Origin of the sequence: Oceanibaculum pacificum (assembly GCF_001618175.1) — a bacterium.
Taxonomy (GTDB): domain Bacteria; phylum Pseudomonadota; class Alphaproteobacteria; order Oceanibaculales; family Oceanibaculaceae; genus Oceanibaculum; species Oceanibaculum pacificum.
Map to the genome: position 1 here is coordinate 1 of NZ_LPXN01000175.1, position 13,139 is coordinate 13,139.

Annotated in this window: 12 protein-coding genes; all 12 read right to left on the minus strand. The window is 65.7% G+C overall.

What is annotated here, in order from left to right:
• Positions 1–160 precede the first annotated feature (160 nt).
• Positions 161–886, minus strand: a complete 726-nt coding sequence (locus tag AUP43_RS18085; protein ID WP_067560301.1) for an amino acid ABC transporter ATP-binding protein — start codon at positions 884–886, stop codon at positions 161–163.
• On the minus strand, positions 864–1,526 hold the full coding sequence (locus AUP43_RS18090; protein WP_456093701.1) for an amino acid ABC transporter permease: 663 nt from the start codon (positions 1,524–1,526) through the stop codon (positions 864–866). Before AUP43_RS18090 ends, AUP43_RS18085 begins: the two co-directional genes overlap by 23 nt.
• The gene (locus tag AUP43_RS18095) at positions 1,523–2,191 is read right to left on the minus strand and encodes an amino acid ABC transporter permease (protein WP_067560303.1); all 669 of its coding nucleotides are present in this window, start codon (positions 2,189–2,191) and stop codon (positions 1,523–1,525) included. Before AUP43_RS18095 ends, AUP43_RS18090 begins: the two co-directional genes overlap by 4 nt.
• A gap of 49 nt (positions 2,192–2,240) precedes the next feature.
• Positions 2,241–3,038, minus strand: a complete 798-nt coding sequence (locus AUP43_RS18100) for a transporter substrate-binding domain-containing protein (protein ID WP_067560304.1) — start codon at positions 3,036–3,038, stop codon at positions 2,241–2,243.
• Between the two features lie 20 nt (positions 3,039–3,058).
• Positions 3,059–3,781: a GntR family transcriptional regulator gene (locus tag AUP43_RS18105; protein ID WP_067560306.1), complete on the minus strand. Its 723-nt coding sequence runs from the start codon at positions 3,779–3,781 to the stop codon at positions 3,059–3,061.
• Between the two features lie 146 nt (positions 3,782–3,927).
• Positions 3,928–4,386, minus strand: a complete 459-nt coding sequence (locus tag AUP43_RS18110) for an acyl-CoA thioesterase (RefSeq protein ID WP_067560308.1) — start codon at positions 4,384–4,386, stop codon at positions 3,928–3,930.
• 97 nt (positions 4,387–4,483) lie between these two features.
• Positions 4,484–6,379, minus strand: a complete 1,896-nt coding sequence (locus AUP43_RS18115) for a TRAP transporter permease (RefSeq protein WP_067560310.1) — start codon at positions 6,377–6,379, stop codon at positions 4,484–4,486.
• A gap of 121 nt (positions 6,380–6,500) precedes the next feature.
• Positions 6,501–7,445: a TAXI family TRAP transporter solute-binding subunit gene (locus AUP43_RS18120; RefSeq protein WP_067560311.1), complete on the minus strand. Its 945-nt coding sequence runs from the start codon at positions 7,443–7,445 to the stop codon at positions 6,501–6,503.
• Between the two features lie 82 nt (positions 7,446–7,527).
• A complete protein-coding gene (locus AUP43_RS18125; RefSeq protein ID WP_067560312.1) occupies positions 7,528–8,607 on the minus strand; it encodes an Ldh family oxidoreductase in 1,080 nt (359 codons plus the stop codon).
• A gap of 8 nt (positions 8,608–8,615) precedes the next feature.
• Entirely contained in the window at positions 8,616–9,383 is a 768-nt protein-coding gene (locus AUP43_RS18130; RefSeq protein ID WP_067560313.1) for an HpcH/HpaI aldolase family protein, read from the minus strand.
• Positions 9,383–11,110, minus strand: coding sequence for an L-arabinonate dehydratase (gene araD / locus AUP43_RS18135; protein WP_067560314.1), 1,728 nt, complete (start codon positions 11,108–11,110; stop codon positions 9,383–9,385). The genes AUP43_RS18130 and araD overlap by 1 nt, the downstream gene beginning before the upstream one ends.
• A 1-nt stretch (position 11,111) precedes the next feature.
• On the minus strand, positions 11,112–12,791 hold the full coding sequence (locus AUP43_RS18140) for a thiamine pyrophosphate-binding protein (protein WP_157089422.1): 1,680 nt from the start codon (positions 12,789–12,791) through the stop codon (positions 11,112–11,114).
• Between the last annotated feature and the right edge of the window lie 348 nt (positions 12,792–13,139).

Sequence of the window (13,139 nt, forward strand, 5' to 3'; positions counted from 1 at the left end):
GCTGAACCCTGGATTCCCGGGACAAGCCCGGGAATGAGGGACGTTGGAAGAAGCGCCCCCCTCTCAAGGGTGCTGCTTGGTGACCTCATGCTGAAGAGGCCGCGATAGCGGCCGTCTCGAAGCATCAGGCGGCCCACTCGGCACGGATCGGGGGCAAGCCCTAATGCCGGCCGACGAACTGGCGCAGCTCCGGCGTCTGGGGCGCGCCGAACACATCCTCTGGCGGGCCGGATTCATGCACCCGGCCTTCATGCATGAACACCACGCGGTGGCAGACGTCGCGGGCGAACTGCATTTCGTGGGTCACCATCAGCAGGGTCATGCCGTCGGCCGCCAGTTCCTTCACCACGGCCAGCACCTCGGCCACCAGCTCGGGGTCGAGAGCGGAGGTGATCTCGTCGCACAGCAGGGCGATGGGCTGCATGGCGAGCGCGCGGGCGATGGCGACGCGCTGTTGCTGCCCGCCGGAGAGCTGGTCGGGGAAGGCGTCGAACCTGTGCCCCAGCCCGACCCGGTCGAGCATGCGCCGGGCCATCGCCTCGGCCTCGTCCTTCGGCGTGTTCTTCACCACCATCTGCGACAGCATGACGTTGCGTCCGGCCGAGAGATGCGGGAACAGGTTGAATTGCTGGAAAATCATGCCGACCTTCAGCCGCAGCGCCTTCAGCGACGCCTCGTCAGGCGCCAGATGCGCGCCGGCGACGAGGATCGAGCCCTCATCGATATTCTCCAGCCCGTTGATGCAGCGCAGCAGCGTGGATTTGCCGGAACCGCTCTTGCCGATGATGGCGATCACCTCTCCCGGCTCGACATCGATATTGATGCCTTTCAGCACCTCGTTCTCGCCGAAGCGCTTCTTCACGTCAGTGATGGCGATGAGGGGCATTGAGCTTCCTTTCCAGAATCTGGCTGCTCTTGGAGAGCGGCCAGCACAGGACGAAATAGATCAGCGCCACCAGCCCGTAGACCGTAAAAGGCTGGAAGGTGGCGTTGGTGACCATCGTGCCGGCCTTGGACAGCTCCACGAAGCCGATGATTGAAGTGAGCGCCGTGCCCTTCACCACCTGCATCGAGAAACCCACCGTGGGCGGCACGGCGATGCGCAACGCCTGTGGCAGGATCACCCAGCGCATCTGCTGCAGATAGCCCATGCCCAGGCTGGCCGAGGCCTCCCACTGGCCGCGCTGGATCGCCTCCACGCAGCCGCGCCAGATTTCCGCCAGGAAGGCCGCGCTCCACAGGATCAGCGCCAGCCCGGCGGCCAGCCAGGCCGGCACATCGAAGCCCAGCAGCCCCAGCCCGAAAAAGGCCAGGAAAAGCTGCATCAAGAGCGGCGTGCCCTGGAACAGCTCGACATAACCCTCCGCGCAGCGCCGCGCCCAGCGGCGGTGGCCGATGCGCACGAACAGCACGGCCAGACCGACAATGGCCCCGCCGACGAAGGAAACCAGCGACAGCAGAACCGTCCAGCGCGCCGCCAGCAGCAGGTTGCGCAGAATGTCCCAGGTGGTGAATTCCATCATCATGGCGCGCGCCTCGGGAACAGCAGCAGGCCAACGCCGCGCAGCGCCTGGCGCAGCAGGATCGACAGCGCGAGATACAGGATGGTGGCGACGATATAGGTCTCGAAGGCGCGGAAATTGCGGGACTGGATATAGTTGGCCGCGAAGGTCAGATCCTCGGCGGCGATCTGCGAGACCACGGCGCTGCCCAGCATCACGATCACCACCTGCGAGGACAAAGCCGGCCAGATGCGCTGCAGGGCCGGGATCAGCACGACATGACGGAAGGTCTCGAACGGGCTCATCGCCAGGCTCGCCCCGGCCTCGAACTGGCCGCGCGGCGTCGCCTGGATGCCGGCGCGCACGATCTCGCAGCTATAGGCGCCCAGATTGACGATCATCGCCAGGTTGGCCGCCTGCAGTTCCGACATCTGCACGCCCAACGACGGCAGGCCGAAAAAGATAAAGAAAAGCTGGATCAGGAACGGTGTGTTGCGGATCAGCTCGACATAGGCGACGACCGGCGGGCGCAGCCACACCGGCCCCAGCGCCCGCACCCAGGCGCAGGCGATGCCGAGCAGGATGCCGGCTACCGCGCCGACCGCAATAAGCTGTATCGTGGTCGCGATGCCGCTGACGATCAGCGGCAGATACTCGACGATCCAGCCGAATTCGAACTGATAGCCCATGAGGCCTCCAAGGCGGCGGCGCTGCCGAAACAGCGCCGCCCGGAACGGATCAGATGTCGGCCGGCAGCGGCGCGCCCAGCCATTTCTGCGCGATCGCGGTCAGCGACCCGTCCTTCTTCGACTCGGCCAGGAGGGCGTTTATTTTGGCCATCAGCGCCGGCTCGCTCTTGTTCATGCCGATATAGCAGGGCGAGTTCTTGATCAGGAACTTCGCCTCCGGCCGCTTCGGCGGGTTGCGCTCCAGAATCGCGGCGGCGACGACGTTGCCGGTCGCAATCGCGTCCACCTGGCCGGAGAGGAAGGCCGAGATGGTGCCGTTATTATCCTCGTAGCGCTTGATGGTGGCGTCGGCCGGGGCGATCTTCGACAGTTCCAGATCCTCGATGGCGCCACGCGTCACGCCGACCGACTTGCCCGACAGGTCGGCCGCGCTGGCCACCTTCACATCGGCCGGGGCGAACACGCCGTTGAAGAAGGGGGCATAGGCGTCGGAGAAGTCGATTACCTTCTCGCGGTCCGGGTTCTTGCCCAGGCTGGAGATCACCAGATCGACCTTGTTGGTCTGCAGGAAGGGGATGCGGTTGGCGCTGGTCACCGGCACCAGTTCCAGCTTCACGCCCATCTTCTTGGCGATCAGGGCGGCGGTGTCGACATCGTAGCCGACCGGCTTCATATCCGTACCGACGCTGCCGAACGGCGGGAAGTCCTGCGGCACGGCGATGCGAATGGTGCCGCGCTTGGTGATGTCGGCCAACGCATCGGCATGGGCCGAGGGCGCGGTGGCGAACAAGGCGACGGCGGCAACAGCCACCGAGGCGAAGAGGGAGAGTGCCGTCCTGCGGTTCATGGCGAGCATCCTTTCAAAGGTCAGGAGGGTGAGCGGGAGAAACTGGGGCGTGTGGCGGCCGGGGTGAGGATGTCCTTCAGCCCGGCCAGCGGGTCGAGCCGGGCGGAGAGGTCCAGCCCGGCCTCGACCTGGTCGATATGCGCTGCCATCAGCGCCGCGGCTTCGGCCCAGCGGCCGGACTGCATCGCATCCAGGATGGCGGCGTGGTCGGCGTTGGAAGACGCCGCGTCGTCGACCGACTGGTAGAGCATCGACACCAGCACGGTGCGCGCCGTCAGGTCGCGGATGATCTCGGTCAGCAGCGGATTGCTCAGCGCCTCCGCCAAATGGATGTGGAAATCGCCCAGGGCGCAGGTGCGGTCATGCACGCTGCCGGACTGCACGATGGTCGCCTCTTCCTCGACATGCAGGCGCAGGGCCTCCATGGCGGCGGGCGGGATCGCCTCCACCGACATCAGCAGGCCGGTCTCGATCACCTTGCGGGCATGGAAGGCGGCGCGGGCATCGTCGGCCGAGGGCTCGACCACGAACCAGCCGCGCCGGGCGCTGACATGCACGATGCCGCGCGCCTCCAGCTTCATCATCGCCTCGCGCACCCTGGTGCGCGATACGCCGAAGATTTCCGCCAGCATGCTTTCGCCCAGCCGCATGCCAGGCTGCACCCGGCCGGCCAGGATGGCGGAAATGACCGCCTCGTCTATCGAAGGGCTCTCGTCAGCCCGTCTCGTCCACCAATCTTGCATACAAGCGATGGAGCAATAGCCGTGCCACAGGCTAAGTGCTTGAAGAGTCGAAAAACGCTAAAATAACGCCGCCAAAAGAATAGGCATGCGCAAACGCCCGCTGCTCACACAAGAAGCAGCGGGCGTCCGGCCGGGTCGATTGGGGGTCAGGCCACCAGGGTCGGCTGGGGACTCAGAATCGTCAGCGCCTCGCGCACGAGCGGCGGCACGGCAATCGTCTTGCGGCTTTCCAGATCGAAGCAGACCAGGGCGGCCAGCGAGCGTGCGACGCAGCGGCCCTCGACGAACATGCCCTGCCCCATCGTGACCGACTTGGTGCCGATCCGCGTCATCCGCGTGCCGATGCGGATGGTACCGGGGAACATCACCTCCGCCCCGTAATCGATGGTCAGACGGGCCAGCACCCAGGCATTGTGCACCCCGGTGCGCGCGGCGACCTCGCGGATCAGATGCACCCGCCCGGCCTCGCAATAGGCGGCGTAGCTGACATTGTTCACATGGCCCAGCATGTCGACGTCGGAAAAACGGATGCTCTCGTCCCGCCAATGGGCGAAGGAGGCGGGATCGGCAAGGTCGATGCCGGCTTCGGCGAAGATGTCGGTCATGGGAGGGTCCGGGCTTGCGAAACTGGCCTCTGCTGTAACGCAAAACCGGCCGGGCTGTCGAGCGCCGGCCGGCTTCGCGTCGTTTATGTAGCGGGGATCAGCCGCCCTTGGGCTGGTCCGTCGCCGGGGCGCGGGCGGGAGCCGGCTCCATATCGTCGCGCCAGGTCGGCTTGTAGAGCAGCTGGCTGGCGATGGTGAACCCCAGGATCGCCGCGCCGATCAGGTCGGTGACCAGCTTCGGGTCGATCAGCAGGAAGGCGACGACCAGCAGCGCCACCCGCTCCCATATTCGCAGCGGGCCGATGAAGTACTTATGCAAGCCGGCGGCCAGGCAGGTCACGCCCACCGTCGCGGTCACCGCCGTGCGCAGCACATCGGTCCATTCGCCCATCAGCAGCAGCGAGGGGCCGAACACGAACATGAAGGGGATGACATAGCCCGTCAGGCCCAGCTTCACCGCCGCCCAGCTGCTTTCCATCAGGCTGGCGCCCGACAGGCCGTTGGCGGCGTAGACCGCCATCGCGACCGGCGGGGTGATGGCCGACAGCACGGCGAAGTACAGCACGAACAGATGCGCCGCCTCCACCATGACGCCCAGCTTCACCAGCGCCGGCACCAGCAACGCCACCTGGACGATGTAGGCCGGCGTGGTCGGCAGGCCCATGCCCAGGATGATGCCGGCGATCATGGTCAGCACCAGGGCCAGGATCATCGAGTTCTGCGACAGCGCGATGACCACGCTGGTGAAGTCGAGGCCCAGGCCGGTCAGCGTGATGACGCCGATGACGATGCCGGCGCAGGCGCAGGCCAGCGCCACGATCAGCGTGTTCCGCGCGCCTGATTCCAGCGCCTCGATGATCGCCATCGGGGTGAAGGTGCGGCGGGTGCTGGACCGCAGCCAGGTGGTCGGCACCACCGACACAATGCCGATCAGCGCCGACAGGCTGGTGCTGTAGCCGGCCAAGAGGACGGCGATGATCAGGACCAGCGGGAGGAACAGATGGCCACGTTCCTTCAGCACCTGGCCGGCGCGCGGCAGGTCGGCGCGCGGCAGGCCGCGCAGGCCGATGCGCTTGGCCTCGAAATGCACCGCCATGAAGACGGCGACGTAGTATAGCACCGCCGGCAGGATGGCGAAGGTTGCCACCGTCAGATAGCTGGTGCCCAGAAACTCCGCCATCACGAAGGCGGCCGCACCCATGATCGGCGGCATAAGCTGACCGCCTGTCGAGGCCACCGCCTCCACCGCGCCGGCGAAAGCCGGGCGGTAGCCGGTGCGCTTCATCAGCGGAATGGTGAAGGTGCCGGTGGTCATGACGTTGGCCACGGCGCTGCCCGACACGGTGCCGAACATGCAGGAGGTGATGACCGCCACCTTGGCCGGGCCGCCGGCGGAATAACCGGCCAGCGCCAGCGCGAAATCCATGAAGAGCTGCCCGGCCCCGCTACGCTCGACGAAGGCGCCGAACAGGATGAACAGCATCACATAGGTGGCCGAGACATAGAGCGGGATGCCGAAGATGCCCTCGGTCGTCAGATAGAGCTGGTCGAGCACGATGCCGATCGACTGGTTGCCGGCGGTCAGCGCATAGGCCAGGAAACACATGGCGGTGATGGGCAACGCCCAGCCGGTGGCCCGGCGTGTCGCTTCCAACACCATGACGATCAGCGCGATGCCGAAGATGTAGTCGGTCAAGATGGGATCGTCGACGTAGTACATCCGGTTGATGATGTAGTCGAGATTCAGCATCGGATAGAGCGCCGCGGCCACCGCCACCGCCATCAGCGCCAGATCGAAAATACTTGGCCTGTCCGCCTTGCCGTTGAAGCCGCAGAGAATCAGGAACGCCATCCCAAGCGCGAAGGCCAGATGCAAACCGCGCATCACATAGGCGTCCGGCGGGCCGACGAAGGCGACATAAAGGTGAAACGCCGACATCGCCACGGCGATGACAGTAATCAGCCAGCGGGAGACGTTAGCGGGCAGGAACATCGACAGGGTACTCCCGGAACGGGATTGGTTTGAACGCAAAGTCCGATAAGGAAAAGCCTGCCGTTCGGACCGCGGAACGGCGCGAACGGCAGGCAGTGGCTCCCGTCAGGAAGCCAGGGACTTACATCGCGCCCTTTTCCTTGTAGAACTTCGCGGCGCCCTTGTGCATCGGCACGCCGGTGTCGGTCGCCATCACCTTGACGTCGGTGTCCTTCATCACGCGCACGATGGAGGTCAGGTCGGCATTGTTATCGGCCAGGCCCTTGGTGACCTTGTAGACGACATCCTCGTCGAGATCGCAACGCGCGATCACATGGGTGGCGTAGCCGACAGCCTGCACGTCCTTATCCTGCTTCGGATAGGAGCCGGCCTTGATGGTCAGCTTGGTATAGCCGGGGTTGAGCGCCCGCATCTCCTTGAACTTGTCGTCCGGCACATCGACGAGCTTGATGTCGCGGGCCGAGGCAAGGTCCATGATGGAGGAGGCCGGCACGGTCGTGCCCAGCGTGAAGGTCTGCGCGTTATTGTCCTTCATCAGCGAGACGGCATCGGTATAGGACACGTAGCTGACCTTGCTCATGTCGTCATACTTCATGCCATAGACCTCAAGGATCTGCTGGCTGATGAACTCAGCCGTGTTGCCCTTCGGCTGCACGGCGATCGCCTTGCCCTTCAGATCGGCAACCGAGTTGATGCCGGCATCGGCGTTGGCGACAATCTGGAAATACTGCGGATACAGCGTCGCCACGTTGCAGACATTGGTGGCCTTCTCCTCGAAGGGCGGCCGGCCGGCGACGCCATCGACGGTCGAGATCGAATTGCCGAAGCCGAAATCGGCCTTGCCGGCCTGCACGGCCTTCACATTGGCGATGCCAGCACCCGGCAGGACCTGAACCTTAATGCCATCCTTGCCGGCGAAGTTGGCGATGGCGCCGCCCAGCGGATACCAGGACCCGCCCTGCGGGCCGGTCATCAGACGGACCTGCTGCGCTTCGGCGCCGGCCGAGGCCAGCAACGCTATACCAACGCCTGCCGCGATTGCGGCAGTCTTGAATTTCGTAGTCATGAGCATCCTCCCAATTAAGTAAGCGTTTACAAGACCGCTTTGATATGCGCGGCTCTTATTGTTGATTTTGACACAAATCCCCTTACGCCGCCAACTGCGTTAGCGTAAAGGGCACTCCGGCACGCTGGGCGATGCCTGCCAGCATCTCCACCATCGGGCCGGCGATCGGTACGCCTTCCGTCTCCCGCTGCGCCCGGCGCTGATGCTCCGGATCGCCCGGAACCAGCACCGGCTGGGCGGGATCGACCGGCGTTGCCGCATGCAGCCGGTCGATCATCGCGTCGAGATCGTCCTCGAACCCATCCTTCTCGCGGAAGCAATGCGGGTCGAGGGCGAAAAAGAAATGGCCGATATCGAAATGCTTCTGCTCGGCCGGGCGCAGCGGCGCGTAGGTCGCGCCGGCCAGCATGGTGGACAGCACCTCGACCATCGCTCCCAGGCCATAGCCTTTGTGGCTGCCCATCAGCGACGTGCCGCCCAGCGGGGTGAGCATGCGCGAATTCATCGCGACCTCGGCATCGGTGACCGGCTGGCCCGCGGCATCCAGCGCCCAGCCTTCCGGCACCGGCTTGCCGGCCAGCCAGGCCAGCTTCAGCTTGCCGATGGCGACCGTGCTGGTCGCCATGTCGAACAGGAACGGCTCGTTGCGCTTGGTCGGTGCTGCGAAGGCGAACGGGTTGGTGCCGAACATCGGTTCCGCCGAGCGGGTCGGCACGACCGAGGGGTTCCACACCGAGGAGGTCGAAATGCCGATCAATCCATGCCGCGCGGCGCGCAGCGCATAGACGCCGGCAGCGCCATAATGGTTGGAATGGCGCACCGTGACCGCCGCCATGCCGACCTTCTTGGCCTTCTCGATGGCCATGTCCATGGCGATGCTGGACGGGTAGTGACCCAGCCCGCCATCGCCGTCGATCACCGCCATCACCGGCGTTTCCTTCACCACCCGCACCTGCGGGTTCATGGTCAGGCGGCCGTCCTTCTGCAACGTCTCATAGGTTGGAAACATGGTGACGCCATGCGAGTCGATGCCCATGACATCGGCCTCCAGCATGATCTCCACGGTGCGGGCAATGGCCTCCTCGGCCATGCCCCAGCCGCGATAGATCGCCGCCATCTGCTCCTGCAACGCCTGTACGGAAACGGTGATCGAAGCGGTCATCTAAGTCCTTACCCCTTGAAACGGGCGCACAGAGCCTCGGCCTGCCGGGCCAGCAGCGCGGCGTCGTTGCCCAGCGCCACGAAGCCGAAGCCCTGCTCGATCCAGAATTTAGCATCCTCCTCGACCGGGGCCAGGATGCCGGCCGACACGCCCGCCTTCTTCAGCCGCGCCAGCGCGCCCAGGATCGCCTCGCGCACCGCCGGGTTGCGATTGTCGCCCAGATAGCCCAGCGCCGCCGACAGGTCGGCCGGGCCGATGAACACACCGTCCACGCCCTCAACCGACGCGATCTCGTCCAGCGCGTCCAGGCCGGGCTTGGTTTCGACCTGCAACAGCACGCAGATCTCGGCATTGGACTTCTTGTGATAATCCTTGATCCGGCCATAGCGGCTGGCGCGCATGGAGCCGGCGACGCCGCGCATGCCCTGCGGCGGATAGCGGCAGGCGGCCACGGCGGCGCGGGCCTGCTCCGCCGTCTCCACCATCGGCACCAGGATGGTGCGCGCGCCGACATCCAGCACCCGCTTGATGAAAACCTGGTCGTTCCAGGGCACGCGGATCACCGGCATGGTGACGGATTGATGCTCCATCGCCATCAGCTGATGCATGATGTCGATGGGATCGTTCGGCGAATGCTCGGCATCCAGCACCAGCCAGTCATAGCCGGCCTCGGACAGGATGTCGGCGACCATCGGGCTGCACAGGCCGGACCAGAAGCCGATCTGCAGCTTGCCGTCGTGCAACGCTTTCTTGAACGCGTTCCGGGGCAGTTCCATCAGTGAATCTCCGGCTCTGGCGTCGGCGCGCCGGCTTCGAGAATGTCGAAGTCGCAGCCCTTATCCGCCTGGGTGATGTGGTTCTGGAAAATCGCGCCATAGCCGCGCTGATAGTGCTCCTTGGGCGGGGTCCAGGCGGCCTTGCGCTTCGCCATTTCCGCGTCGGAGATCAGCAGGTTCAGCTTGCGCTCGGCCACGTCCAGCTCGATCAGATCGCCATCCTGCACGAAGGCCAGCGGCCCGCCGACATGGCTTTCCGGGGCGACATGCAGCACGCAGGTGCCGTAACTGGTGCCGCTCATCCGCGCGTCGGAGATGCGCACCATGTCGCGCACGCCCTCCTTCAGCAGCTTCTGCGGGATCGGCAGCATGCCCCATTCCGGGATGCCCGGCCCGCCCTTCGGCCCGGCGCTCTGCAGCACCAGCACCGAATCGGCGGTGACGTTCAGATTCACATCGTCGATCCGCCGCGCCATGTCGTTGTAATCCTTGAACACCACGGCGGGGCCGGTGTGCTTCCAGAATTTCGGATCGGCGGCGGAATGCTTGATGACAGCCCCGTCCGGGGCCAGGCTGCCGCGCAGAATGGCGAGCCCGCCTTCCTTGCTCAGCGCATTGGCCTGCGGGCGGATCACATCGTCATTGACGATATGCGCGCCCTCCAGATTATCGCCCAGCGTGCGGCCATTGGCGGTCATGCAGTCGCGGTGCAGCAGGTCACCCAGCTCCGCCAGCAAAGCCCGGATACCGCCGGCATAATGGAAATCTTCCATGATGTATTTGCCGGAGGGGCGGATATTGGCGAGGAACGGCGTGCGGCGCGAGATCGCATCGAAAGTGTCGAGGTTCAGATCGACCCCGGCGCGCCGGGCCATCGCCACCAGATGCACCACCGCGTTGGTCGAGCCGCCCATGGCGACGACCGTGGTGATGGCGTTCTCCACCGCCTTCTCGGTGACGATATCGGAGGGCTTCAAATCTTCCCATACCATGTCGACGATGCGCCGGCCGCAGGCCGTCGCCATGCGGGCATGGTTGGAATCGGCGGCGGGAATCGAGGCCGCCCCCGGCAGGGTCAGGCCCAGCGCCTCGGCGGCGCACATCATGGTCGGCGCGGTGCCCATGGTCATGCAGGTGCCGGCGGTGCGCGCGATGCCGTCCTCCACGCCCTCCCAGTCCTCCTGGGTGATGTTGCCGGCGCGCAGCTCGGCCCAGTACTTCCAGCTATCCGACCCACTGCCCAGAACCGCGCCGTTCCAGAAGCCGCGCAGCATCGGCCCGGCCGGCATGTAGATGGCGGGGATATCCATGGACAACGCCCCCATGATCAGCCCCGGCGTGGTCTTGTCGCAGCCGCCCATCAGCACCACGCCATCGGCCGGGTAGCTGCGCAGCAGCTCCTCCGCCTCCATCGCCAGCAGATTGCGATAGAGCATGGTGGTCGGCTTCTGGAACGGCTCCGACAGCGAGATCGCCGGCATCTCGACCGGGAAACCGCCGGCCTGCCAGATGCCGCGCTTCACCTCTTCCACGCGCACCTTGAAGTGGCTGTGGCAGGGGTTGATGTCGCTCCAGGTGTTCAGGATGGCGATGACCGGCTTGCCGGCCCAATCCTCCTTCGCATAGCCCATCTGCTTGGCGCGCGAGCGGTGCCCGAAGGACCGCAGATCGTCGACGCCGTACCAACGGTGGCTGCGAAGCTCTTCCGGCTTCTTTCTCTCGGTCATCTTACGCCTTCTTCGCCGCAGCCTTGAGGGCGCTGATGGTGGTGCGGGTGCTGATCTGCTCCGGATCGGTCTGCAATTCGATGATCGCCGCCTTGCCGGATTTCAGCGCCCGCTCCAGCGCCGGGACGAAATCCTCGGTCTTGGTTACCGTTTCGCCATGCGCGCCGTGCGCCTTGGCCAGCATCGCATAATCCGGATTGGTCAGGTCGGTGGCGCTGCGCCGGTCGGGGAAGCGCTTTTCCTGATGCATGCGGATGGTGCCGTACATGCCGTTATTGAACACCAGGATGATCGGCGTCGCCTTGTGATGCATCGCCGTCGCCAGTTCCTGGCCGGTCATGCCAAAACCGCCATCGCCGACGCAGGAGATCACCACGCGCCCCGGATAGGCGATCGACGCGGCCACGCCGGCCGGCACGCTGTAGCCCATCGCCCCGCTGGTTGGGCCAAGCAACCGGCCCGGCCGGCCGAACTTCAGGAAACGCTGCGGCCAGCCGCTGAAATTGCCGGCATCGACGGTGACGATGGCGTCGGCCGGCAGCATGTCGCGCAGGGCCAGCATGCATTTGCCGGTATCGAGATGGCTGCCCTTATAGGGCTCCGGCTCGAACCAGGCGGTGAATTCGGCGCGCGCGGCCTCGGTCCAGCCGGCCCAGGCCTTGGCGTCGACCGGCGGCATCGCGGCCAGGGCCGCCGCCAGCTCCGGCATGCCCGACACGATGCCGAGTTCCGGGCGATAGGTTCGGCCGACCTCGATGGGATCGACATGGATGTGGACCAGCGTCTTTTCCGGCTCCGGCGAGGGCATCAGGCTGTAGCCCTGGGTGGTCATCTCGCCCAGCCGCGCGCCGGCGACGATCAGCAGGTCGGATTCCTTCACCCGCGCCAGCAGCTTCGGCCCGGTGCCGGTGCCCAGATCGCCGATGAAGCCGGGATGATCCGTGCCGACAATATCCTGCCGGCGGAAGGAACAGCAGACCGCGATCTTGTTGGCCTCGGCGAAGGCGCTGATATCCTTGGCCGCCTGGTCGCTCCAGCCGCTGCCGCCGACCAGCAGAACCGGCTTCTTCGCCTTGGCCAGCAGGCCGCGCAGCGCCTCGATATCGGCGCCGCCCGGCGCCGGGCGGGACGCCTGGTACGGCTTCGCCGCGCGCACCTCGACGCGGTCGCGCAGCATGTCTTCCGGCAGCGCCACGACAACCGGACCGGGCCGGCCGGAACTGGCTATGTGAAAGGCGCGGTGCATGATCTCGGGCACCCGCTCGGCCTGGTCGATCTGCTCGACCCATTTCGCCAGCGGCGCGAAGAATCGGCGGTAATCGACCTCCTGGAACGCCTCGCGGCCGACCTGCTCGCGCGCCACCTGGCCGACCAGCACGACCATCGGCGTCGAATCCTGGAACGCGGTGTGGATGCCGATGGAGGCGTTGGTGGCGCCGGGGCCGCGCGTGACCATGCACACGCCGGGCCTGCCGGTCAGCTTGCCATAGGCTTCCGCCATGTTGGCCGCGCCGCCTTCCTGGCGGCAGGTGATGTATTTGATCGAGGGAACGTCGACCAGCGCATCGAGCACTTCGAGATAGCTCTCGCCCGCGACGCCGAAAGCAAGCTCGACGCCGTGCGTCTTCAGGGCGTCAACGACCAACTGCCCGCCCGTGCGGGTTTCCTTCTGGACGGTCACAGACCGCGTCCTCCCTCGTTTCATGCTTTCCGGATTGTAGGTCTCCGGTTCCCCGCGACCTACGCAGAGTGGCGCACAGTCTTTTGGAAGTGGCGTGTGTTGTCAACCAAGCTGACAGCTCAATCAGGAAGAGAAGCCGGCGTTGCCGCTCGCCCCTTCGAGACGCCGGCTCGCGGAGGCCCCTCGGGGCGAGGTCATCCCTGGACATCCTGCCGGCGCCTCCCGGCCTCGTGCTGAGGTCAGAGCTTGCCGTCGCACCCTTCGAGACGCCGCTGCGCGGCTCCTCAGGGCAAGGGAGCCTTGGGACATGCTGCCGGTGCCGCCTGATGACCTCATGCTGAGGAGCCG

What these genes read in the sequence shown, in the direction of transcription:
- AUP43_RS18110 (WP_067560308.1), bottom strand. Translation starts at nt 4,386, where the DNA reads ATGACCGACATCTTCGCCGAAGCCGGCATCGACCTTGCCGATCCCGCC.
- AUP43_RS18090 (WP_456093701.1), bottom strand. Translation starts at nt 1,526, where the DNA reads ATGATGATGGAATTCACCACCTGGGACATTCTGCGCAACCTGCTGCTG.
- AUP43_RS18105 (WP_067560306.1), bottom strand. Translation starts at nt 3,781, where the DNA reads ATGCAAGATTGGTGGACGAGACGGGCTGACGAGAGCCCTTCGATAGAC.
- AUP43_RS18095 (WP_067560303.1), bottom strand. Translation starts at nt 2,191, where the DNA reads ATGGGCTATCAGTTCGAATTCGGCTGGATCGTCGAGTATCTGCCGCTG.
- AUP43_RS18120 (WP_067560311.1), bottom strand. Translation starts at nt 7,445, where the DNA reads ATGACTACGAAATTCAAGACTGCCGCAATCGCGGCAGGCGTTGGTATA.
- AUP43_RS18100 (WP_067560304.1), bottom strand. Translation starts at nt 3,038, where the DNA reads ATGAACCGCAGGACGGCACTCTCCCTCTTCGCCTCGGTGGCTGTTGCC.
- AUP43_RS18115 (WP_067560310.1), bottom strand. Translation starts at nt 6,379, where the DNA reads ATGTTCCTGCCCGCTAACGTCTCCCGCTGGCTGATTACTGTCATCGCC.
- araD (WP_067560314.1), bottom strand. Translation starts at nt 11,110, where the DNA reads ATGACCGAGAGAAAGAAGCCGGAAGAGCTTCGCAGCCACCGTTGGTAC.
- AUP43_RS18125 (WP_067560312.1), bottom strand. Translation starts at nt 8,607, where the DNA reads ATGACCGCTTCGATCACCGTTTCCGTACAGGCGTTGCAGGAGCAGATG.
- AUP43_RS18130 (WP_067560313.1), bottom strand. Translation starts at nt 9,383, where the DNA reads ATGGAACTGCCCCGGAACGCGTTCAAGAAAGCGTTGCACGACGGCAAG.
- AUP43_RS18085 (WP_067560301.1), bottom strand. Translation starts at nt 886, where the DNA reads ATGCCCCTCATCGCCATCACTGACGTGAAGAAGCGCTTCGGCGAGAAC.